The organism is Geomonas limicola (assembly GCF_014193675.1).
Taxonomy (GTDB): domain Bacteria; phylum Desulfobacterota; class Desulfuromonadia; order Geobacterales; family Geobacteraceae; genus Geomonas; species Geomonas limicola.
On the sequence record NZ_BLXZ01000007.1, the window covers coordinates 198,456 to 221,026 of the forward strand.

At 56.9% G+C, this 22,571-nt stretch carries 22 protein-coding genes; 11 read left to right on the forward strand and 11 right to left on the reverse strand.

The window, feature by feature from the left end:
* Positions 1-32: 32 nt before the first annotated feature.
* The 3 genes from H7688_RS17325 (at position 33) to H7688_RS17335 (ending at position 2,475) form a co-directional block, all read left to right on the forward strand.
* Complete coding sequence (locus H7688_RS17325; protein WP_183362451.1) at positions 33-776, forward strand: ABC transporter ATP-binding protein; 744 nt, start codon at positions 33-35, stop codon at positions 774-776.
* A gap of 8 nt (positions 777-784) precedes the next feature.
* Positions 785-2,086, forward strand: a complete 1,302-nt coding sequence (locus H7688_RS17330; RefSeq protein ID WP_183362452.1) for a phenylacetate--CoA ligase family protein — start codon at positions 785-787, stop codon at positions 2,084-2,086.
* A gap of 74 nt (positions 2,087-2,160) precedes the next feature.
* Positions 2,161-2,475, forward strand: coding sequence for a c-type cytochrome (locus tag H7688_RS17335; protein ID WP_183362453.1), 315 nt, complete (start codon positions 2,161-2,163; stop codon positions 2,473-2,475).
* Positions 2,476-2,607: 132 nt separating this feature from the next.
* Here H7688_RS17335 and H7688_RS17340 read toward each other — a convergent pair whose 3' ends face one another.
* Positions 2,608-2,991 (reverse strand): VOC family protein, encoded by a 384-nt coding sequence (locus H7688_RS17340; protein WP_183362454.1) that lies wholly within the window; start codon positions 2,989-2,991, stop codon positions 2,608-2,610.
* A 10-nt stretch (positions 2,992-3,001) separates the two neighbouring features.
* On the reverse strand, positions 3,002-4,222 hold the full coding sequence (locus H7688_RS17345) for an MFS transporter (RefSeq protein WP_183362455.1): 1,221 nt from the start codon (positions 4,220-4,222) through the stop codon (positions 3,002-3,004).
* A gap of 744 nt (positions 4,223-4,966) precedes the next feature.
* Here H7688_RS17345 and H7688_RS17350 point away from each other — a divergent pair.
* Both H7688_RS17350 and H7688_RS17355 read left to right on the forward strand, forming a co-directional pair.
* Entirely contained in the window at positions 4,967-5,176 is a 210-nt protein-coding gene (locus H7688_RS17350; RefSeq protein ID WP_183362456.1) for a hypothetical protein, read from the forward strand.
* Positions 5,177-5,493: 317 nt separating this feature from the next.
* Positions 5,494-6,255 (forward strand): rolling circle replication-associated protein, encoded by a 762-nt coding sequence (locus H7688_RS17355; protein ID WP_183362457.1) that lies wholly within the window; start codon positions 5,494-5,496, stop codon positions 6,253-6,255.
* 11 nt (positions 6,256-6,266) lie between these two features.
* Here H7688_RS17355 and H7688_RS17360 read toward each other — a convergent pair whose 3' ends face one another.
* Positions 6,267-6,968: an FRG domain-containing protein gene (locus tag H7688_RS17360; protein ID WP_183362458.1), complete on the reverse strand. Its 702-nt coding sequence runs from the start codon at positions 6,966-6,968 to the stop codon at positions 6,267-6,269.
* A gap of 244 nt (positions 6,969-7,212) precedes the next feature.
* Here H7688_RS17360 and H7688_RS17365 point away from each other — a divergent pair, with 244 nt between their 5' ends.
* Together H7688_RS17365 and H7688_RS17370 are read left to right on the forward strand one after the other, a co-directional pair.
* The gene (locus tag H7688_RS17365; protein WP_183362459.1) at positions 7,213-7,617 is read left to right on the forward strand and encodes a hypothetical protein; all 405 of its coding nucleotides are present in this window, start codon (positions 7,213-7,215) and stop codon (positions 7,615-7,617) included.
* Positions 7,614-8,048 (forward strand): hypothetical protein, encoded by a 435-nt coding sequence (locus H7688_RS17370; RefSeq protein ID WP_183362460.1) that lies wholly within the window; start codon positions 7,614-7,616, stop codon positions 8,046-8,048. The genes H7688_RS17365 and H7688_RS17370 overlap by 4 nt, the downstream gene beginning before the upstream one ends.
* A 532-nt stretch (positions 8,049-8,580) precedes the next feature.
* On the opposite strand, the gene H7688_RS17375 is transcribed toward H7688_RS17370, so the two are convergent.
* Together H7688_RS17375 and H7688_RS17380 are read right to left on the reverse strand one after the other, a co-directional pair.
* Positions 8,581-9,300 carry a creatininase family protein gene (locus tag H7688_RS17375; protein ID WP_183362461.1) on the reverse strand — a complete coding sequence of 240 codons (720 nt, stop codon included), beginning with the start codon at positions 9,298-9,300 and terminating at the stop codon, positions 8,581-8,583.
* A 106-nt stretch (positions 9,301-9,406) separates the two neighbouring features.
* Positions 9,407-12,766: a PAS domain S-box protein gene (locus H7688_RS17380; protein WP_183362462.1), complete on the reverse strand. Its 3,360-nt coding sequence runs from the start codon at positions 12,764-12,766 to the stop codon at positions 9,407-9,409.
* 239 nt (positions 12,767-13,005) lie between these two features.
* On the opposite strand from H7688_RS17380, the gene H7688_RS17385 reads away from it, so the two are divergent.
* Positions 13,006-13,830 (forward strand): CvfB family protein, encoded by an 825-nt coding sequence (locus H7688_RS17385; RefSeq protein ID WP_183362463.1) that lies wholly within the window; start codon positions 13,006-13,008, stop codon positions 13,828-13,830.
* A 72-nt stretch (positions 13,831-13,902) separates the two neighbouring features.
* Here the strand turns inward: H7688_RS17385 and H7688_RS17390 are convergent, their stop codons facing one another.
* On the reverse strand, positions 13,903-14,577 hold the full coding sequence (locus H7688_RS17390; RefSeq protein ID WP_183362464.1) for a Bax inhibitor-1/YccA family protein: 675 nt from the start codon (positions 14,575-14,577) through the stop codon (positions 13,903-13,905).
* Between the two features lie 141 nt (positions 14,578-14,718).
* Here H7688_RS17390 and H7688_RS17395 point away from each other — a divergent pair, with 141 nt between their 5' ends.
* A complete protein-coding gene (locus tag H7688_RS17395; protein WP_183362465.1) occupies positions 14,719-15,075 on the forward strand; it encodes a hypothetical protein in 357 nt (118 codons plus the stop codon).
* 8 nt (positions 15,076-15,083) lie between these two features.
* On the opposite strand, the gene H7688_RS17400 is transcribed toward H7688_RS17395, so the two are convergent.
* The 4 genes from H7688_RS17400 to H7688_RS17415 all read right to left on the reverse strand — a co-directional run bounded on the left by H7688_RS17400 (position 15,084) and on the right by H7688_RS17415 (position 19,382).
* Complete coding sequence (locus H7688_RS17400; protein ID WP_183362466.1) at positions 15,084-16,151, reverse strand: NADH:flavin oxidoreductase/NADH oxidase; 1,068 nt, start codon at positions 16,149-16,151, stop codon at positions 15,084-15,086.
* 114 nt (positions 16,152-16,265) lie between these two features.
* Positions 16,266-17,084, reverse strand: coding sequence for a bifunctional DNA-formamidopyrimidine glycosylase/DNA-(apurinic or apyrimidinic site) lyase (gene mutM / locus H7688_RS17405; RefSeq protein ID WP_183362467.1), 819 nt, complete (start codon positions 17,082-17,084; stop codon positions 16,266-16,268).
* An 84-nt stretch (positions 17,085-17,168) separates the two neighbouring features.
* Complete coding sequence (locus H7688_RS17410; RefSeq protein ID WP_183362468.1) at positions 17,169-17,351, reverse strand: hypothetical protein; 183 nt, start codon at positions 17,349-17,351, stop codon at positions 17,169-17,171.
* A gap of 42 nt (positions 17,352-17,393) precedes the next feature.
* Positions 17,394-19,382, reverse strand: coding sequence for a heterodisulfide reductase-related iron-sulfur binding cluster (locus tag H7688_RS17415; protein WP_183362469.1), 1,989 nt, complete (start codon positions 19,380-19,382; stop codon positions 17,394-17,396).
* 461 nt (positions 19,383-19,843) lie between these two features.
* Between H7688_RS17415 and H7688_RS17420 the strand changes: the two genes are divergently transcribed.
* Both H7688_RS17420 and H7688_RS17425 read left to right on the forward strand, forming a co-directional pair.
* Positions 19,844-20,542 carry a GntR family transcriptional regulator gene (locus tag H7688_RS17420; RefSeq protein ID WP_183362470.1) on the forward strand — a complete coding sequence of 233 codons (699 nt, stop codon included), beginning with the start codon at positions 19,844-19,846 and terminating at the stop codon, positions 20,540-20,542.
* Between the two features lie 215 nt (positions 20,543-20,757).
* Positions 20,758-21,189 (forward strand): MerR family transcriptional regulator, encoded by a 432-nt coding sequence (locus tag H7688_RS17425; protein ID WP_183362471.1) that lies wholly within the window; start codon positions 20,758-20,760, stop codon positions 21,187-21,189.
* Here H7688_RS17425 and H7688_RS17430 read toward each other — a convergent pair.
* On the reverse strand, positions 21,162-22,469 hold the full coding sequence (locus H7688_RS17430; RefSeq protein ID WP_183362472.1) for a response regulator: 1,308 nt from the start codon (positions 22,467-22,469) through the stop codon (positions 21,162-21,164). The two genes, H7688_RS17425 and H7688_RS17430, sit on opposite strands and share 28 nt — an antisense overlap.
* Positions 22,470-22,571: the final 102 nt, after the last annotated feature.

Consider the following 22,571-nt stretch of genomic DNA (forward strand, 5'->3'; position numbering starts at 1 on the left):
AGGGCAGGGGAGCCACAGGAACTGACGACACTATGCTGAAGATCAAGAACATCAACGCCTATTATGGCAAGGTTCACGCCCTGAAGAACGTCTCCCTGCACCTCAATCGCGGGGAGATCGTTACGCTCATCGGGGCCAACGGCGCCGGCAAAACGACCCTTTTGAACACGCTTTCCGGGATCATTCCGGCAGCCGGCGGCGAGATCCTCCTGGAAGGGAAGGGGATCGTCGGGCTGGCGGCGGACCGTGTCGTTTCGCTCGGCCTTTCCCAGGTCCCCGAGGGGCGCCAGGTGTTCAACCCGCTCACCGTGGAAGAGAACCTCGAATTGGGCGCCTATCTGCGCTACCGCAGCGGCGGCCAGAAAGAGGAGATAGCCGGCGACCTGGAGCGCATGTTCCAGGTGTTTCCCCGGCTCAAGGAGCGCCGGCGCCAGGCGGCCGGTACCCTTTCCGGCGGTGAGCAGCAGATGCTGGCCATCGGGCGGGCGCTCATGGCGCGACCCAAGTTGCTCCTTTTGGACGAGCCTTCCATGGGACTCGCGCCGTTGGTCGTGCAGGATATTTTCAAGGTCATCCAGCGCTTGCGCAGCGAGGAGGGGACCACCATCCTCTTGGTCGAGCAGAACGCCCGTGCGGCCCTCAAGATCGCCGACCGCGGCTACGTGCTGGAAACCGGCAAGGTAATACTCGAAGGAAAGGCAGCCGAACTGCTTGAAAATAAGGACGTACAGCGTGCCTACCTGGGACGTGACAAGAAAGAGATCTGGGAAAGGTAGGAGAACCTATGCAGATTTTTGATCCTGAATACGAATGCATGCCGCGCGAGGAGATCGAGCAGCTCCAGTTGGAGCGACTCCAGGCAACCTTGAATCGCGTCTATAAAAACGTCACCTGCTACCGCACCAAGTTCAAGGAACAGGGAATCGTACCGGAAGACGTTCAGTCGCTTGCCGACCTCTCCAAGCTCCCCTTTACCACCAAAGAGGATCTGCGCCTCAACTATCCCTACGGCATGTTCGCCGTGCCGCTGCGCGAGGTCGTGCGCATCCACTCCTCGAGCGGTACCACCGGGAAACCGACCGTCGTCGGCTACACCAAGCACGACATCAAGGTCTGGTCCAACCTGGTGGCGCGCTTCATGACCGGCGCCGGGGTCAACAGCGACGACGTCGTCCAGATCGCCTTCGGCTACGGCCTTTTCACCGGCGCCTTCGGCCTGCACTACGGTTCCGAATTGATCGGCGCCTCGGTCATCCCGATGGGGGCCGGCAATACCGAAAAACAGATCATGATCATGCAGGATTACAAGACCACGGCGCTGGTCTCGACTCCCAGCTACGCGGTAACCATCGCCGAGCGTATGGAGAAGATGGGGATCGATCCCAAAAGCCTGTCGCTCAAGGTCGGCCTGTTCGGCGGCGAGCCCTGGTCCGAGTCGATGCGCCGCGAGATCGAGAACCGTCTCGGCATCTCGGCCACCGACAACTACGGGCTTTCCGAGGTGATCGGACCGGGGGTGGCGGGGGAGTGCGGCCACAAATGCGGCATGCACATCTCGGAGGATGCCTTCATCGCCGAGATCATCGACCCTGACACCGGCGTGACCCTGCCGCCGGGGAGCGTCGGCGAACTGGTGCTGACCTCGCTTACCAAGGAAGCCTTCCCGATGGTGCGCTACCGCACCCGCGACATCACCTCGCTCGATTTTGCCCCTTGCGCCTGCGGCAGGACCACGGTCCGGATGAAGAAGACCATGGGACGCTCCGACGACATGCTCATCATCAAGGGGGTCAACGTCTATCCCTCGCAGATCGAGGACGTGCTGTTCGCGGTAGAAGGGTGCGAGCCGCACTACCAGCTGGTGGTCGACCGGCAGGGGGCCCTGGATACCTTGGAGGTGAGAATCGAGGTGACCGAGAACATCTTCTTCGACGAAATGAAGATGCAGAAGGCCTTCCTGGACAAGGTCGAGAAGAAGATAGATTCGGTGCTGGGGGTGGGAGCTGTGGTTAAGCTGGTTGAGCCGAACAGCCTGCCGCGTGCGGAAGGAAAAGCTTCCCGTGTCATTGACAAAAGAAAAATCTAGACTACTCTTTCTCCGCCGTACTTTGTCTCAATCGACAGGTACGTACTACTTACCTGACCACAAGGAGGATTAGCATGAAAAAGGTTCTTATCGCCACCGCAGCTATGTTGTCGCTTACTGTATTTGCCGCACCGGGTTTCGCAAAGGAAGATGCAAAGGCAGAATTCGATAAGCACTGCGGCGCTTGCCATCCCAAGGGCGGCAACATCATGAAAGCCGACAAGACCCTGAGCAAGAAGTCCCTGGCTGCACACGGTATCAAGACCGACAAGGACATCATTGCCAAGATGCGCAACCCGGGCCCGGGGATGACCAAGTTCGACGAGAAGACCCTGCCGCAGAAAGAGGCGAAAGCCATTGCGGATTACATCCTGAAGACCTTCAAATAGGGTAGGGGTAACTGCAGGAATGAGGGATTGGGGGCTAGGGACTGGTTGAAGCACATGCTTCCAGGTTCTTAGTCCCCTTTGCTATTTCTGGTCCTGGATCGCCAGCTCGTCAAACCTTCCCACGTCCTCGCCTCACTTCCACTGTCTCAACTCGATCGAGAGTCCATCGATATCGCGAATTTCAGCCCGAACGGAGTCGCCCAGGTCGATGGGGCCCCAGGTCACCGGGACCCCCTGCAATTCAAGATGTTCCAACGCCTCCGCCATGTTCTCCACCTGAAGTGCCATCATCCGGTAGCCGACGCTCCACGGTTCAGAGGTAGCACACGCAGCGGTCGGAACCCGCATCAACTCCAGCACGGTATCTCCCAGTTTCAGATAGGCGATTTCCTCCATCGGTGCATGGTTCACCGGCATGCGCTGTTTAAGGACAAAGCCGAGGACGTCGGTGTAGAAGGCGAGGGATTTATCGAAATCGCCGGGGATTATCTCTATGTGGTCGATCCTTTTGAACATGACAACCTCCTTAGTCTGGCTCGGGAGCTACATTTAGCTTGGCGGCAGCAGCGGAATTGGCAGTTTCCTGAGGCACACGCATCCACTGCGCTGTGATTAACGATACGACACCCAGGATGCTGCCCGCAACAAAGGGAATGCGGTAGTCGATCATCCAGAAATATCCGCCAAGGGCCGGGAGAAATACCGCCGCAATGTGATTTATGGTGAAACCTACGGACATCGACGAGGCGATATCTGCAGGATCGGCAACTTTCTGGAAGTAGGTGCGAATGGAAACATCGAAATTGTAAAGGATGTTGTCGATGATGTACATGAACATCACCACGTTTTTGGAGGTGCTGAAAGCATAGACCAGGAAGACCACGATGACACCGGTGTACTCGATGGAGGAGATGAAACGCTCACCGAAACGGTTGATCGCTTTGCCGATTACCGAGTTGAGCAGGTAGCCCACGATGTTGTTCACGACAAAGAGCAGCGTCATGTCACGAACGGAAAAGTGAAAGACCTGCACCAGGAGAAGAATGGAGAAGACGACGAAGATCTGCCGACGAGCTCCGGAGAGAAAGGTCAAAAGGTAAAAGAGGAAGTACTTCCTGCGCAGGAACATCTTCTTCTTTTGAGGGATTACGCCGGCATGGGTGGGATTTTGGAAGAGTCCCCACAGTCCTGCAGCCAGCACGAGGCTTCCTATGACCAGGTACATCTCGCGATATTGTGCAAACGCTCCGAGTACATAGACCAGTAAACCAGCCGCCACGCTGGATAGTGCTCCGAGAGCCCGCAATCTGCCAAAGACGAGAGGGGACAACGCGGTGGAAAAGTATTGCAGGGTTAGCGACTGGTTGGTGCTCTCGTAGTAGTGAAACCCAAAGCTCATGATGATGGTCGTGCAGATGAGCCATTCGTAGCTGGGAAACAGCCCGGTGATGCCAGTGCCAAGGCCCAGCAGAGCCACCGAGAGGGCCGCAAGCTTGTGTTCGCGCACCAGGAGCAGGACAAAGACCAAAAGCAGGGTTAAAAGTCCTGGAACCTCCCGTATTGATTGAATTATTCCGACTTTGCTGCCGTCAAGGTGAACCATTTCGGCGGCAAAGTTGTTAAAGAGGATGGTATAGCCCTGGAGGCCGATGGAGGAGGCAGCGGTAAGGATTACCAGGAAACGGAGCATGGGGCGCTGCTCCGAGCTGATTGCCTTGGGGTCGAGTTTGCCGAGGAGTCTTTTCATCTATGCACCGGAAGTTGAATCAGGTAGGGGGCTTCAAAAAATCGGATAGAGAGCGCAGGTAATTTCGCCGTGATGGGTACGTTGCGACGCGAAAGTCTGATACGACCATCTTGGGCAGTAACCAAAGCCAACACGCGTGGCACGCCCGGATGAACCACAGATACCAAGAGGGCGACATTACTCAGCTCTAGATCGAAGGTGAACCGTTGACCGCCGATAATGGCATGACAGAAACACCGTGTAAAGGGATTTGGCCGAGGTTCCGATTTTCCTGCAGCTCCCCATCCCGCTTCTTACCCGATACGTCCCATAAGATATATTATGTAAAGTTGAACTTGACAGTTTATGCGAACCTTACTCTGTAGAGGCAATCGAATACAGGGAGGGTATCGCCTATCTTACCCTCGCTATCCCAGAAGCTCTTCTTAAACCCTTTCAGGATTTCCTTACCTCCACAATCTCAATCTCCCGCTACATCCAAACCCGTGTTCGCGTCCAAAAAGCTTTAGCCAAGGCAGAATCTCAGGACTACCAGCAATGTCTTAAGGACGATTCCAAACGCGTCCGGAATAGTGTCATCCGGACATATGACTCTTTCTTTGCAACAGGGATTACTTCTCAACAGGCAATTCGGAAGTGCCGCGACCATCTAAACAGAGGTGGCTGCCATTACACTTGCGCCACGATTGAACTGATTGTGAGGGAAGCTGGACGTCTAAGAAAAAGTGCAAGGAGGGATTAGAGATGGCAACCAGAAAGAAATCATCTGTGTCGCTAGATGACATTTTCGACACATTCCATAACAACACAAATGGCGGTCGCAACGCAGGAATAGCTCTGCTACGGGAGATGCTTTTTTACCAGAACACTGGTAAGTGGCCCTCCCACCTCAAGGGCAGGAAATGGAGACAGTTCGATGGCGGTAAAGAGTGGCAGAAAAGGAAGGTTACGTGAGCCCTTTGTAGCCACTGGATTCAAAAACGAAAGGGTCCCCGGCGGCAACCGGAAACCCTTTGAAAATCTACCTCCCTCCCCTGGCCGGGAAAAGAAAGGTGCGACACATGCGAAATTATCCCAAATCTGGCCCCACGTCAAGCGGGCATCAACGATCAGGCATCCCCTCCCCCCCGGCGCCCAGCGTTGGGGGGGAGGCTTCTCCGCTTGTTAATAAGTGCATATCTCAACAGGCAAGGAGAGGAAACCCCGTAAAGGCTCTCCATATCTGGCCCCGTGTGGTAAAGCTAGAAAGGGAGTTCAAGAGGGATAGTCAGGTGCCCATCGGCGCTGATCGTAGTGAAATCAGTTCATTCTCTGCTGCTTCAAAGCGACGGCTAAGGTTCACTGCCTCCAATGCCTTTCCCGAGCTCGTAAGTCAATTTGCTCTTACCTACCACAACAGGCAACCTGAGGGACGGACCGTTAAAGCGCATCTGAACACTTTTCTAACATCACTACGCAGAAAATACCCTGAGGTGCGTTACCTTTGGATTTTGGAGTTTCAGACGCGAGGCACTGCACACTTTCACCTGTTTCTTTCACTTCCCCACACCACGCCCAATCTGCAAGGATTCATGGCTGAGAAATGGCACAAAATCGCGGAGCCTGACAGCCCCGAACTCCTTAGGTTTCATCAGCATCCCAATAATTTCATAGCATGGGAAATGGGAAGCGGTGCATATCTCTGCAAGTATTTAGATAAAGAACACCAGAAAGCTGTCCCAGTGGGGTTCTCAGGTGTCGGTCGTTTCTGGGGAAACTCTCGGGGAATCGTTCCACCTGCCCAGGAGATTTCAACGGAAGAAATTGATGCTGCCTTTAACAGCTCAGATGTAGTGAATCCTAGCACTGGTGAGATAACTAAAGAAGGTTTCCGGGCCTCAATATTTATTGTTCGTACGCTTTGCCGACATCATGAAAAGCTACTTAAAAGGTCACCTTGGAAGTCCTCCGCGCGTAAACGACCAACCTCATATACCCTGCCTTGCGCAGCTCCTATCTTCTGGCAGCTCGAGCGTTTTCTAGTTCCCTTCTAACTTGGATAAAATTAGAGTCCGTAGTCAAATACTAGTGATTTTGCGATTCCATCTAGGCCAGGAAACATTGAGTTATGCGTTATTCCATATCTTTTAAGCATTATTCTTATTTCAACACAGCATTTTTCTTTAATTACCCACTTTTGGATTCCTTCCTTTGAAAAGGGTTCATCAGCCTTCGGTTGGACAATAAAAAGCCCTGACTGGGCAGCTATTCTCTGGGTCGTATGTCTAGGTCTATAAATAACAGGAGATGTTAAGTCGAATGGAGACTTATCAACTGTGGCGTCAGGAATGTCATAGTGATCATGAAAAGTATAAATAGCGGCATCGGATTTATTCACTGGTGTGTAGGCGGTCGCGAAATAAGCAGCGACAAGAGGATTAGTTGTCCAATCCATCATCCTAGTAGGTAAACCATGATGTTGAGCAGTAGCAAGCCATTCCCATTCATTTTTGGGCTCGTAATTGATATAGGGTGCTGATAATCGTTTAAAAGCCTTTAGCACCGCTTTTTCTTTACCGGAATGAACAACATACGTAAGTGAGGGGTTAGATTTACGTATTTCTCGATTGGTGATAATGCTGCGTCCAAAACGCGATATTAATTGGAATGTCGCATCGCTTACCCCCCTAAAGATAGGGTGCCCACTGCTAAACGTTGAAGCTAGTCGATGCAGATCTTCAGGCGATTTAATTATTTTTTCTTCCATCCTTAAGTCCTCCACATCATTTATTTCTGGGCGTTACTGTATATCAGTGCCTGTCCATAGGCAAGAGCCAATGCGAAGGCCGAGCGCCCTGTGGCGCGCACGTCGGCCTGCTTTCGCGTGCTCTGGCTCCTTTGCCTGTGGGCAGCCAGCATCCCACCTACCTTTTTGGTTGACTCATAAAGAAATTAGCTGTATATCGACAATAATTTATGGGAAATTCACTGATGAATCATGGAGGCTTCAGATGAAGATTGATCTTTCTAAGATAGACTTAGGTAACGGAATTATTGGACTTTTAGTTAGTTCTATGACAGGTCATACTGGGCTGAAATTCGGCCCAGAAGATGACGGGGTTGTCGGGATCACGACCCGCATTTCACCAAAAGCAAAGAGCCTTCTTCAGCAATTTTCTGAGATTGGAGGTGTTTCCCAAGCCGTTATAACCCGCATCTGCATCGAACGCGGCTTGGGCGAAATTTCGTCGCTGTTGCTGGAGTACAAGAAGGCAAAAGAAGAAGCTGAAAGAGCGGAAAGCGAAGAACAAGAAGCCATTATGGCCTATGACGAGGAAGCGGTAAATGCTGAGGTCGTAAACACTCTGGCCGAACTGAAAAAAGATGCTGCTGCTCGGAAGTCGGGAAAGAGATGACAACCGCGGTCGCCCGTCACTCCTCAGAAGCTGCAACTGCAGAGGAAGCAGTGCTTTCGGTGCTGTCTGTTGAGCATACAGGCGGGCGTACCCAATTTACAATGTCTGTTCCTGAAGAAATTTTCCCCATGATCAGGAATCTTTTGGAGAGTGGACTTTCCCTTGTCCGGTGGGTAGAAACTCAGAATCGTGTTAAGAAGGCTCAGGCGAGAGCACAGGACCCTGTCGAAAGAGAAAAAAGGCTCCAGGAGTCCCTCGCCTACTGCAACCGTATTCTGAAGAAGTATGACCACCTGATCAAATCAGGGATGGCGAAGCGCGAGGCAATAAGGGAAACCAAAAAATACCACATCGGGGAAGGTCAACCAATAACCTGTCAAGAGATCGAGATTATGATCAGTCACCGAAGAAAACTGGGACGTGAAAAATGAAGAATAAAACTAGCAATAATAGCAACCTGCGCCCAGAACCTTCGGGAGAAGATATATTATGTCAAGTACGATATCAGGATTCGGCATTAGACACCTGCCGATATCCACCTGGCATCACCACGCTGGCATGAGTGCTGAGTGACGAGCGTCGGTTCTGGTGGGAATGCGCCATTCCCATTATCCCACCCCACAACTTCAGGGTACCCGCCTTTCTGGTACGTCTCCTGAAGCACCACGGGAAGGTCTTTGCCCCCGCTCACAATAACCGATCCGTTCGGGGTGCTGCTGCCGGGTTGGCTTCCTGATGCTGCAGGGCTAATCGCAGTAACAGGCAAGAAGACTGACCACCCTCTTCTGCAGGAGCCACACGACACGGACTTACCCGACTGGTGGGACAAGTCTAAAATGGCTGATTACCCAATGATATCAGCACAGCTTAAAAAGCACCCCATACCTACCCCTGGGCCGAAGGGAAAAGTCCCGTTTAAAGGGCAAATTTGTAAGCCGTTTTTTTAGGCAATTTTGCCGACTTTTACCAGCGCCGGCTTTCCAGGGCCTTTACCAGCTCAACGACCCGTTCGGCGACGAGTCCTTCGATTTTTTCTCCTTTCTCGGCGCTCGCCTTGGCCGGGTTTCCCCAAACCCCTCCGGGCCAGAAGCTTCTCTTGTCGCGAACCAGTATCCCGGTGGGAAAACGGGGGTACTCTTCGGGAGCCGTTCCTTTGACCAGGTGCGGATGCGAGTGCATGATTCGAGAGGTTTCGATTTCGCCGGCATGGGCGTCGCCCCGGGTCTCGATGAGGTGCGCTCCCAGATCCTTGGCAAGATCGAACTCGGTGACCACTGCGATGTTGACGCCAGGAAGCTCTGAAAGCAGTTCTTCGCCGGCATCCTGGAGTGCCATTCGGTGAGAACCGCCGGCATGCCCGGTCAAGACCACGAAATTTTCCACGCCATGTGCGTGCAGCGAACGCACGATGTCCTTAAGAAGCGCCTTCAGGGTTGCCGTACCGATGCTGATGGTCCCGGGATGACACGCCGTGGATCGGCAGGATCCATAATGGACTGGCGGTGCGACGAACAGCGGGATCTGGCGCGCGGCGCGCTTGCCGACCTCGTAGGCTTCGATGGTGTCCGTGGACAACGGCAGATGAGAGCCGTGCTCTTCGACGGAACCAAAAGGAATATACGCCGTTTTGCACCTCGCCAGACCTGCCTCGAACTCGGGCATCGTCATCTCCTCGATGATCATCGCGGAACCTCCATGGAAATTCTAATGAGATTTACAAGCCGGCAGGCGCAAACATCGACGGGGGAATGGATGCGATGATTTCTGGACCAGGCAGCGACTCCTGGTACTAGCGGGCATCCAGCATGTCGCGGATCTTCTTGGCCAGCACGTCAGATTGGGCAGGTTTCGGCAGCAGGTCAATACCATCTACCAAAATGCCCCTGTCCTTAATAACATCTGCCGTGTAGCCTGTCAAAAAGAGAACTTTAAGTTGCGGCTTCAGAGCTCTAAGCGCCTCACAGACCTGTCTTCCGTTCATTCCCGGCATCACCACGTCCAGAAGCGCGAGCGAGATGTCCTGCCAGCTGTTCTCGAAGATCTTTATCGCGGCTTCGCCATTCTCGGCGAGTACCACGGTATATCCATAGCTCTGCAATACCGAGTCGACCATGTTGCGCACCATGGGATCGTCTTCGACAACGAGGATGGTCTCTTTCCCGCCTCGCGGCGCAGCTGACGAGCCGGGGCTCCCCCCCTCCCCTGCTTCGGTTCCGGTCAGCGGCAGGTAGATCTTGAAGGTCGTCCCGAGGCCACAGGTGCTGTCGATCGTGATGTAACCGCCATGCTGCTTGATAATGCCGTACACAATGGACAACCCGAGACCGGTGCCGCGCCCGGATGGCTTGGTGGTATAGAACGGTTCGAAAATCTTTTCCTGTACCTCGGGGTCCATCCCGGTTCCGGTATCACTGATCGTGATCAAGGCGTAGCGCCCGACGACACCATAACCGTGCTGCCGGCAGAATTCCTGATCCAGATGTACCGAGTCGGTGGATATGCGCAGTCGACCGCCGTTGGGCATGGCGTCCCGCGCGTTGGCTGCCAGGTTCATCAGCACCTGCTCGATCTGGCCGGCGTCGGCGTTGACAACCAGGCGCTCCGTACCCAGTTCGGTCTCGAGTTTTACATCTTCGCCGATGATCCGGGATAAAAATTTCGTGTGATTGCGGGCCAGTCCATTCAGTTCCACCAGCTCCAGAAGCATGACTTGCTTGCGGCTGAAGGCCAAAAGGCTGCTGGTCAGATGCGAGGCGCGGTTGGCGGCATCGAGAATCTGCTTGAGATTTCCAGATTTTACGGGGTCGCCACTCAAGGAGTGCTGCAACAGCTGTCCAAATCCCATGATGACGGTAAGTATGTTGTTGAAGTCGTGCGCGACACCGCCTGCCAGCTGTCCGATCGCCTCCATCTTCTGGGCCTGGCGCAACTGTTCCTCGAGTTGCCGGCGCTCCGTCATGCTCTCCATGAACGCCATGTAGTGCGTAATGGCACCTGCTCGATCCCTGATCGGGGAGATCGTGCAGTGCACCCAGTAGAGATCCCCGCACTTGTGCCGGTTCTGCAGGTCGCCAGTCCAGACGCTCCCCGATTGTATGGTGTTCCACAGGCTCTGGTACACCTCGAGCCGCGTCTTGCCCGAACGCAACCTGTTGGTGTTCCCGCCCAGGATTTCCTCGGGCGTGTACCCGCTCAGGGCGGTAAACATGGGGTTCACGAACTCGATGCAGCCGGAGGTTTCGGTGATGACGATCGGCACCGGACTCTGCATGACCGCTTGCGACAACCTGGTCAGCTGTGCCTCGGTCTGTTTGCGCTCGGTGGTGTCCTTGAAGATAACGACGGCACCCACCAGGGTACCGTTCTCAAGGATCGGGGTACTGATGTACTCGACGGGGAAACTGGTGCTATCCTGGCGCCAGAAAAGGTAGTCCGCAGCCTGGCAGGTGAGCCCCTCGTTGAGCGCCTGGTGCAGCGGGCATCCGGAGGCCAGGCAGTGTGACGCCGCTGCCGAGCCGTGGTGCACCAGCGAATGGTGCTTGCCGAGGAGCGTTTCCTCCGGCCAACCCGTCATATTGCCGGCAGCCGGATTGGCAAAGGTGATGTTGCCGGCCAAGTCGATCCCGTAAATCCCTTCCCCGGCAGCATCGAGGATCAACTGCAGCTTGCGCATGGCTTTATCGTGGGCTTCCTGGGCTCCCTTGAGATCGGTGATATCCAGCAAAGCTGCGACGATCCCCCCTCGGCTGCCATCTGCAGCCGGGAAGGCGGTCTGGAAGATGATGACGTTATGCCGCCTGCCATCGGCGTAGACCACCTCGCTCTCGCAGACTGCGGTGTGGCTGCCGGGTGGCGAGGTCTTCTCGAGATCCCGGTCGCAGAGCGGGAGGCGAGGCAGTGCCGGGTCGGGTTCGCTCCTGCCGATGAGCTGACGTTTGGCCGCACCGGCAACCGCCTCGAACGCCTTGTTGCACCCGAGGTAGCGTCCTTCTACATCCTGGTAGTAGACCGGGATCGGGATGCTGTCGATGAGCACCTGAGAAAATTCGAGCTGTTTTTCTATCGCCGTCTTCCGTGCGTCCAACTCACCGAGCAGCTGATTGAAGGCATCGGCCAATACACCTATCTCGTCGCCGGTCTGGATGCTGACTCGAAAGTGCCCTTTCCCCGGGCCACTCATTTCCCTGACTTGGCGGGTAAAGCTCAAAAGCGGCCCGGTAAGGTGCTTCATCGACACCCACACCACAACGAAAGTGATCAGGAAAATGACCAGCAGGGCCCACAGGAGATAATGGCGCGCGCCTTGTGCCAGGCCACCGGATTCGGCCCAGGGAACGTGGCTCGCCAGGATCCAGCCGTTGGTTCTGAGCCGCTTGAACCCGCTTACTACCTTATGGTTGCGAGAAGTTACCGTGGTTCCGGTACCCTCATAGCCGGCAAGGGCCCGGTCGAAGAGCGGGTTCGCCCCGGGCGGCACATCTCTTTTGAGCAGTCGCTCCTTGTCGGGGTGCATGATCATGGTGCGCTGGGTGTTGAAGAGGTACAGGTAACCGTGCTGCCCCAGGCGGATCGATGTCAAGGTGGAGAGGAAGTTGTTCCGGGTAAGGTCGAGACTGCCGGCGAGTACCCCCAGCAACGCCCCGTTGGGGTCGAGGACCGGCGCGGTGACCATGACGATAGGGTGGCGATGGTACTGCGCAGAAAGGAAAGGCTCGGAGACCAGCGGGGTGCGGGTAACGCTCGCCTGCCTGAAGAAGTCCTCCCCGGAGTAGTTTTTGTCGTACAGGACCGCTTCCGGCGCCGTGGTATAAAGAAGCCTCCCCTGCGGCGAGAACAGGAAGATCCCGTTGTCGAACAGGGCGAGGGTGTCGGGACGTTCGCTGAAAAAACGCGAGAGCCGTGCGCGCCCCTGCCCGAGCACGGGCCCGAGGGTGTTGGCGGCACCCCGCACCTCCGACTTCGCAGCGCCGAGCTTGTCGTCGATCTGGTTCCCAAGGGCTGTCAGCAGGGTATCTTGCTGATTTGAGATGAGGGAGGTGACCTGGTTCCCGAAATATACCTGCGCCGAGAGGGCGAGCATCGACAGGAGAACTGCCGCCAGTACCGACACGGCCACGGTTATTTTAGTTTTGAGACTGACAAAAGCCACAGTCCGGCTCCTGTGGAAATGCTTTTAGATTGGAAATGTCTTAATTGATCCAGAAAGAAGTTCGACCCAACAAAATATAACGGCTACTGTACCATAAAAGGATTTGTAAAAACGGATATTAGTCGGTAAGATAAATCCGATTTTACTAGTTGCTTTTCGCCAATTTTAAAAAGGAACTAAAGTAAGATGTATCTTACCACCTGTCAGAGATCACGGTGTTGACTGGAGAGAACCTGCACATGCTTCAAGTTGGAAGAGTAAATATTCTGGAAGTGAAGAAACTAAGCGCGATCGGCATCTATCTCGCGTCGGAATACGGGGAAATCCTGATGCCGACCAAGTATGTGCCCGAAGGGGTCTACCCCGGCGCCGAGGTCCAGGCCTTTGTCTACCTCGATTCCGAAGACCGCCTGCTCGCCACCACGCTGAAACCGAAGGCGCAGGTGGGTGATTTTGCCCTGTTGCGTGTCAAGGACACCAATGAGGTGGGTGCTTTTCTGGATTGGGGGCTGGAAAAGGATCTCCTGGTCCCGTTCAGTGAACAGGTGCGCCCGATGCGGGTCGGAGAGGATCATGTGGTCAGGGTTTACCTGGACCGTTCCGAACGCATAGCCGCCTCCGCCAAGGTCTCCAAATTCCTGGAACCGCGTGCCACCGGTCTCAAACCCGGTGACGAGGTGGACCTGCTCTTCTACGACTTCAGCGACCTGGGCGCCAAGGTGATTATCAACGGACGCTGGGCCGGCCTGCTGTTTAAAAGCGAGTTGTTCGGTACCTACCAGGTAGGAGCCACAGAAAAGGGGTACGTTGCCAAGATCCGCGACGACGGCAAGATCGACGTTACGCTGCGTAAAGGTGGCGTACAGGACGTGGCAGCCGGCAAGGAGTCGGTGCTGGGCGCCCTGCGGGACAACGGGGGCTTTCTCGCCGTGGGGGACAAGAGTTCGCCGGAGCGGATCGCGGAACTGTTCCGCATGAGCAAGAAGTCCTTCAAGGCCACCATCGGCAACCTCTACAAGGACGGCGTGATCGAGATCCTTCCCGATGGCATCAGGTTGCGCTAAGCCTCCTTCCTCACACAGAAAAGGCCGACTGGAACATCCAGCCGGCCTTTTTTCTTGCCCGGGAGCCGCTTATTACCTGCGGTCTCCGAAGAGGCGCAGCATGCTCAGGAACATGTTGATGAAATCGAGGTACAGGGTGAGCGCACCCAGGATAGCCCCCTTTTGGCCGGTGTACCCTTGGCTCTTGATGCGCTGGGTGTCGTAGGCGGTAAGCCCGGTGAAGACGATGACGCCGCATACGCTGAGTACCCAGGAAATCATCGGGCTGTGCAGGAATATGTTCACCAAGGAGGCGATGACGACCCCGATAAGCCCCATGAAGAGAAAGCTCCCCCACGAGGAGAGATCGCTCTTGGTGAGCGCGCCGTAGAGGCTCATGGCGCCGAACATCCCGGCCGTTACCAGGAAGGTCGAGGCTATCGAGGTGGAGGTGTAGACCACGAAGATGGTGGACATGGTGACGCCGTTGAGCGCCGCGTAGAGCAGGAAGAGAGCGCTCGCCGTGGCGGCGCTGATCCGGTTGATCGCCGCACTCACTGCAATCACCAGCCCCAACTCACCGAAAAGAAGTGCGTACATAAGGATCCTGTTCCCCAGGATCGCCTGCAGCAGGGCCGGAGACGAAGCAACGTACATGGCGGCAAATGCCGTCAGAGCCAGCCCGCCACCCATCCAGCCGTAGACTCCCCGCATCACGCCGCTTTGCACGTTGACCACCGTGCCGTATCTCGTCTGATATCTTTCCATACTCACTCCTTTGATAAATCTTTATGAAGGTTTACTGTCAAATAAACGCTGCTATACTCGTACGACATTTCACTGCAGCGCCCTACTGGCTCTGTTTTCGTATCCACACTGACATTTCAATGTACCACAAGGAGAAGAACCATGTTCAAGCGATTGATCGTCCTGCTCTGCCTCGTGTCGTTCTGCCCTGCAGCAGTCGGCGCCCAGGATCTTGCGCCGCTCAAAGAGTCCCTGCCTGCCGCTGTCGCCCAGACTAGCACGGATCAGCCGGCACGGGAAGTAGATCTCTCGATTCCCGTTGCACTGCAGAAGGCGACGGTGCTCGCGGCCAACGAAGCACGCGGCTCGCAGTTGGCCGAACCGGAACGGCCCCGGAAGACCCATACGGGCCTCACCTTCCAGGAGTTCGTCGACGTCCATTTCGGCGACTACCGCTGGGTCTGGTGGGCTGGTGCCGCAGCCGTCCTGGTGGCGATCCACGTGGCCGCCGCCGACTGACCCCTCCCCTACCCCTTTTTCGCCCGGTCGTACTGCACCGGCCAAGGCAGGTCCACATTGAGCGCCTTGGCCGCGTGCAGCGGCCAGTACGGGTCCCGCAACAGTTGGCGAGCCAGAAACACGGCGTCCGCCAAACCGGTAGCGACAATCTGTTCTGCCTGGGCCGGGTCGGTGATGAGTCCGACGGCGCCGGTCGCAATGCCTGCCTCCTTGCGGATGGCGCTGGCAAAGGGGGTCTGGAATCCCGGACCGACCGGAAGCTTGGCGTCAGCCACCAGGCCGGCGCTGGAGCAATCGATCAGGTCGATGCCGAGCGCCTTCAAGTGCCGGGCCAGTTCCAGCGAGTCTTCCAGCCCCCACCCCCCTTCCACCCAATCCGAAGCGGAAATCCGAACGAACACCGGGAGGTGCTCGGGCCAGGTATCCCGCACCACCTTGGCGACCCGCAGCGGAAAGCGCATCCGGTTCTCGAGGCTGCCGCCCAACTCGTCGTTGCGCCGGTTAGTGAGCGGAGAGAGGAATTCGTGCAGCAGGTAGCCGTGCGCCATATGGACTTCGGCCACTTCGAAACCCGCCTCGGCACTGCGCCGCGCGGCCAGGGCGAACTGCCCGAGGATATTCTCGAGGTCCTGCGCCGTAGCCTCCTGGGGGACCGGGTGCCCGGGAGCAAAGGGGATCGCACTGGGCGCAATAGGCTGCCAGCCGCGGTGCTTGGCATCGAGCGGCCCGCCCCCTTTCCAGGGGAGATCCGTCGACGCCTTGCGCCCGGCGTGGGCCAACTGGATAGCCGGAACGGCTCCCTGCTCCTTGATGAAGGCGGCGATAGGGGCAAAGGCGTCGGCATGCTCGCTGCTCCAGATTCCGCTGTCGTCCGGACTGATCCTTCCCTGCGGGGTGACGGCGCTCGCTTCGACCATCACCAGCGCGGCGCCACCCACGGCGCGGCTTCCCAGGTGCACCAGGTGCCAGTTGCTCGGCATGCCGTTTTTGCTGGAGTACTGGCACATCGGCGAGACGAAGATGCGGTTTTTGAAGGTAAGCTCACGCAGGGTGAGCGGACTGAACAGGCGACTCATATAACCTCCTGAAAGCGGCGCGGGAAGCGGTCCCTTCTGGCTGCGGTCTCCGGTACTCTCGGGCCAGGGACCGCGGCAGGTGGCCGCCGGGCGCCATTCCCGGCTCCTGCTGCGTCAGTTGGGCTGGCGCTGGCAGACCGGGCAGAAAAAGGTGGAACGGGTGCCCAGGCGACCACGCTGGACCGTGTTGCCGCAGCGCCTGCAGGGCTGTCCGGAGCGGTCGTAGACGTAGAGCTGTTGCGGGAAGTAGGCAAGTTTCTCCTCTTCCCGGGCAAAATCCATGGTGCTTCCCGTGGCGATGGACGTTGCCAGGGTCTCCTTGATGCAACGCGCCAGGCGCTCGCATTCCGGTTCGCTCAACTCCGCGGCCAGCGTGGTCGGGAGCAGGCCGCAGCGAAACAGCGACTCCGCAGCGTAGATGTTCCCTACCCCGGCAACCACCGAAGCATCCATGATGAACCTCTGAATGGCAACGCGGCGCCCCCGGGTCCTCTCGAAGAGGTAGCGGCCGGTGAAGGCTTCGGTGAGCGGTTCCGGACCGATGCCGGACAGCAGTTTGTGCTGCAGGGGATTCGCGGTGGTCCAGTGAATGGAGCCGAAGCGGCGTACGTCGTTCAGCCGCAGGATGACACCGGAGCTCAAGAGGATATCGAGATGGTCGTGGGGGCCCGGGCTGCGATCACCCGGCAGGATGCGCAGGTGCCCGGTCATGCCGAGGTGCAGGAGCAAAGATCCGGTGCGGCAGTTAAATATCAGGTACTTACCGCGGCGCTGCACCGAATCGATGTGCTGCCCGGTGAGCAGGTCCGCGAGTTCGGGCGGAACCATGGCGCGAAGTTTGGGGCTGTGTACCAGGACACCGGCTACCGATTTGCCGACGACGTGCGGGGTAATGCCGAGGCGGGTTACTTCGACCTCAGGTAATTCGGGCATCAACTTCTCCTTCCAACATCTTTGGTACGGCCGGTTGCCTCAGTGACTCAGCTGTTGTCGGAGAAGCTAACCACTGCGACCCGGTTAGTCAAGGGGGACCGGCATGCAGACATTGTCCGGGGAGTTGGCCTCGACGCCACAGGTAAAACAGGCAACGGTCGGGTGCTCTGTCAGGTGCGCTACTTCCTCATTCAGTCCCTTGCTCTTCAGCATACAGATGTGCCCGGTGTGTTTGGCGCCGCAGCTGCAGACATCGTTGGATCCCATAGATCACCTCGTGTGTGGATTCGTCTCCAAGAGACGTTTGGTTCAGACAAGCCGCTCCGCAACGATCTCGGCCAGGTCCCGGGAGGCCATCTCGCCTTCCAGCCCGCCGGTCTTTATGCCGTCCTCGAACATGGTGAGGCAGAACGGGCAGTTGGAGACCAGAAGCGGCGCTCCGGCCTCCTTTGCCATCTTGACCCGCGCCACGTTGATCCTGGTGCCGATCTTCTCTTCGGCGAGGATCCGGCCGCCGCCCGCCCCGCAGCAGAAGCTGTCCTTGCGTGCCGCTTCCATTTCGGCGAGGCTCCCACCGCAGGCGTCCAGGACGCTGCGCGGCTGGTCGAAGATGTCCATATAGCGCCCGATGTAGCAGGAGTCGTGGTAGGTGAAGAGGAAGGACTCGGGCTTCAGAGCGATCCGCTTCTGTTCCAGAAGTTCCTGAATCAGGGTCGAATGATGCTCGACGGTGAAGTCGCTCTCGAGCCCCAGATCGCGGTAGTCGCGCAGGAGGGTGTTGTAGCAGTGCGGACAGGTGGTGACGATCCGCTTCACGCCGTAATGGCGGATCCGCTCGATGTTCTCGTTGGCGGTGCTCTGGTAGAGGTATTCGTTCCCCAACTTGCGGGGCGGTTCGCCGCAGCACTTCTCTTCCTTGCCGAGGATGCCCACCTTGATGCCGGCGGCGTTCAGGATGGTCACGAAGTTTCTCGCGACGTTGCGGTTACGTTTGTCGAAGGATGCGTAGCAGCCGACGAAGTAGAGCACGTCAACGTCGCTGTCCTCGGCCATGATCTTGACGTCGAGCCCAGCGGTCCAGTCGCCGCGGGTGGCATAGGCGGATCCGAAGGGATTGCCGTTCACCTCGAGGTGGTTGATCGCGGTGCGCACCTCGTCGCCCGGGAAGGCGCCATCCATGAGGCTCAGACTGCGCCGCATGTCGAGGATCTTGTTGACGTGCTCGATATCCGCGGGGCAGATGTCCTGGCAGGCACGGCAGGTGGTGCAATCCCAGAGCACCTCCTCGGTCACCTCCTTGACCAGGCTCCCCGCGGGATCGGTTTGCGCCAGGTGTCCGACCTGGTGGATCACCTTCATGGGCGAGAGCGGCTTACCGGTGGCGTAGGCGGGACAGCGGTCCTGGCAGCGTTTGCAGGTGGTGCAGGCATCGGCGTCGAAAACGTCTTTCCAGGCCAGATCCGTTACCTTGGCGACACCGAACTGCTCGGCGTTCTCGTCCTCGAGGTCCAGGGTGGTGATGCTCCCCTTGGTTCTCAAATCCACCAGGAGGTAGTTCGTGGAGGTGGTGAAAATGTGGCGCAGTTTGGTGAAGGGAATGGCGGCGATGAAACTGATGGCCAGGAAAAAGTGGACCCACCAGAGGATGCGGTGCGTCTGTTCTACGGTCGCTGCGCTCTGTCCGGCGAAACTGCCGGCAAGGAAGAGACCGATCGGCGAAAACCGGGCCAGGTCCGGGTTCACCTTCACCTCGGTCACCGCCATGCGAGCCGCCTCGATGAAGAAACCGGTGACCAGGATGGCGAAGAGCAGCACGTGGATCAGGTAGTCGTCGATTATGGTTTCCAGCCCCTCCGGGGGCTTGACGAAACGACGCACCGCTAAACCGGCCAACATGACGATGGCGACGATCCCGGCGATGTCGAGAACCAGGGAATACCCCTTGTAGAAGGTCCCCTTCAGAAACCGGATCCCCATGAGTGGGTCGCTGAAGTCGGCCTGGACCATGATCAGCAGGGTACCTATGAAGAGGAGGAAAAAACCCCAGAAAAAGAGGCCGTGGTAGGTCCCCGGTTCGGGAATGCGCAACACTTTGGACTGTGTGAAGACCCCGCGCAGGTACAGGTAGATTCTTTTGGGGAGTTGATCCAGTCGGTTCAGCTCTTTACCCAGTCGGTACATGGGAAAACGCTGGTAGAAACCGTAGGCGAAGATGGCAAAACAGACTGCGGTGAAGAGATACATAGGAAGGACAACACCGTGGCCGACGTTCCAGTAGATTTCTCGGGTTGCTTCCATTCATTCACCTCGTTTTTTCCACGTGTATATTTCTGTTTAACCTGCGCGTCAAGCATTAACGACAACGCCGGACCCAATTCTACCATGCAGTTTGATATTTGTCTGACAGCCGGCGCACCCCGTTGACCGGTTTTCCGGTTCGTTCAACCCGGTCGGACAGGTGCTTTACTCCCCCTTATCTGCCGGCAGTAAAACCGTGTTAAAACATGTCCTCCGTTGAGGGGCTTACCTGGATCGGATCGACGGTGGCCGGGGCTGCAAAAAACCGGTTGCGCATACCCTGTGCAGACTTCCAATCGGTGTAACGTCAGTTCTGGTGCAGGCAGATATGGGGCAATTCAGCGAATAGTTGGCAAGTAACTCGCAAAAAAAGATTTACACTTTTGCAGAACTATGTTTTATAATTAATCCGGCTCGAATCCGGTCTATCGACTCGTGAACCGTTTCCCTGAGGTATCCCGATGAAAAAATCGTATGAGGTTGTGGAAAAGGCTCTGGTAGACGCGTTTTTGAAAGGCAATCCGCAGCCCGGCTGTCACCTGGCGAGTGAACGGGACCTGGCTGCGCAGTTTTCGGTAAGCCGTGCCACGGTACGCGAAGCGCTCTTAAAGCTACAGCAGTCCGGCTGGATTTCGGTGCAACAGCGGCATGCCACGGTGGTCAACAATTTCTGGTCCCAGGGGGACCTGGAACTCCTCTCTTCCATCATCAGAAACAGCGAGCACTTTCCCGCGGACCTGGCCTCGAACCTTCTCGAGCTTCGTCTGCAGTTTGCCCCCGACTATGCCCGCCGTGCCGTTCAGAACGAGCCGGAACAGCTTCAGGAGCATCTGGTGCGCTCCAAGCGACTTAGCAGCGGGCCCGGGGCCATTTCGCGCTACGACTGGGAGCTGCACCTCAAGATGGCGATCTGGTCCGGGAACAAGATTTACCCCCTCATCATGAACAGTTTCGCCGACCTCTATTTCAAACTGAGGGGTGAGTTCTTTGCCAGGGAGGAGCACCGCAGCGCAGCGCGCGAGTTTTACCGTGCGCTGCTCCAGGCGACCCTGGTTCATGACGCCGCTGCAGCAGAAGCGATCACCCGCAGCGCGATGCAGCAAAGACTCGATACCTTCAGGCACCATGCCGCCGAATCCGGTTCCACCTCGTCATCCTGACCGCCCCCCTCGTTACACCCGTCGCAGTATCTCCCACCTCGAATCAACTAAGCTGACCTTTGGCCTCATGAAGCAGAACATTTGCCTCAGTATCGGCACCTGGCACGTTATAGCTGCTCGCCTCGCCGACACACTCACAGAGTAGTCATAAACAAGACGCGTCTTGACAGGAGTGCAACTGGCGCGTATATCAGTAGTTAACGCAGAGGTGAAGTATGAGACTTAATGTTCAGGATTGTCTGCAGATCAGCGATCTGGCGAAGAAACTGGGGATTACCGCCCGGACCATCAGGCTGTATGAACAGATGGGGTTGGTGGATCCGCCGCGGCGCACCGATGGCGGGATCAGGGTCTACGACCAGGACGACGTGCTGCGCTTCAAGTTCATCCTGAAGGTGAAGGAACTCGGCCTCTCGCTGGCGGAGATGCAGGAGTTGGCCCAGATCTACAAGGAGCACCGCGAACCCGACAAGATCATGCCGCGTCTGGTCGAGCTTCTCGAATTTCACCTGGCGGGCATCCGGCACAAGGTCACACAACTTCAGTCCCTGGAAAAGGACATCGTCGCCTACCGGCAGCGCATCCTCGACGCCTACCCACACGGTTTTCCCGCGGGACCTCAGTCGGAGGCAGAGAGCGTAAAGTAAAAGGTTGCTCCGCCATCGACCGCCGCCTCGGCCCAGACCTCGCCCCCGAGTCGGTGCACGATCCTCTGTACCGTCGTGAGCCCGATCCCGACCCCGTCGAACTCCCCTTCCTTGTGCATCCTCTGAAATGCTCCGAAGAGACGTTCCGCATAGCGCATGTCGAAACCGGCACCGTTATCACGAACGAAGATGACGTCCTTCCCCTGGTAGCTCCCCCTGCCCACTTCGATCCGGGCATGCGACAATTTTCCGGAAAATTTAAAGGCGTTACTTAGCAAATGCTCGAGCGCTACCCGCAAAAGATTCCCGTCGCCATGCTCCTCCAGGCGCTCCTCGATGACCCACTCCACCTGACGATCGGGTGACTGCTCGCTAAGGGAGGCAGCAATCTCATGCGCCATGCGGCTGAGATCGACTTTTCCCGGGTTGAGCGGTTGGCGCGCAATGCGGTAGAGCATGGTCAGGGCCTCGACCTGCTGTTCCAGGCGGTGCCCGGCCTTGGTGATGCAGCCGAGGTAACTCTGGGCGGTCTCATCCAACTGGGTGCTGTAGTCCTCGACCAGTGCGCTGCTGAACCCGAGCAGGTGCCTCAGGGGTGCTCTCAAGTCGTGCGAGATGGAATAGCTGAAGCTCTCCAGCTCGCGGTGCACCAGTTCCAGGTCCTTCTTGCGTCGCTCGCAGAGCCGGCTTAATTCTGCGATCTGTTGCTGATCTTCCTGGTGTTGCCGGGTCAACTGGCTCAGGTCGGCCCGTGCTGCCGTCAGTTGTGCCTCGAGTTCCTGGTTCAACGCGGAACTCTCCTCGTTCAGGCGCCTGCGCTCGGCAAGTTCGAGCTGGATGGTGGCGTGCGGCAGCACCTTGCCGCTGGGAACCGGATCGTGGGTGGCGCGAAAACGTTTGATTTCGAGCTGATAGCGGATCCGGGTCCTGACCAGCCTCGAGTTGAAGGGACGAGTGATGAAGTCGGCGCCGCCCAGTTCGAGGCCCTTGTGCTCCTCGCTTTTGTCGGTGAGCGCAGTGACGAAGATGATGGGGATCTCGCACGTTTTCGGCTCGGCCTTCAAGCGGGTACAGACCTCGTACCCGTTCATCCCCGGCATCATGATGTCCAGCAAGATGAGGTCGGGGGCCGGATCGGTATTGGCCAGTTTGATTGCCTGAAGCCCGTTCGATGCAGAGATGGTTTGACAGTCATCATGCAGCATCTCGGTGAGCAACTGGACATTTTCCGGCGCGTCATCGACGATGAGTACTTTGGGTCTGCCAGGCAAAGCTTCCATGTTCAGTTCCCCTATCGGTTACCATGAACCCCGTAAAAATCAGGGACCATTGTGCCACAAACCAAGGTCCGGCTCCAACATTTATCCGAAAAAATCTTACAA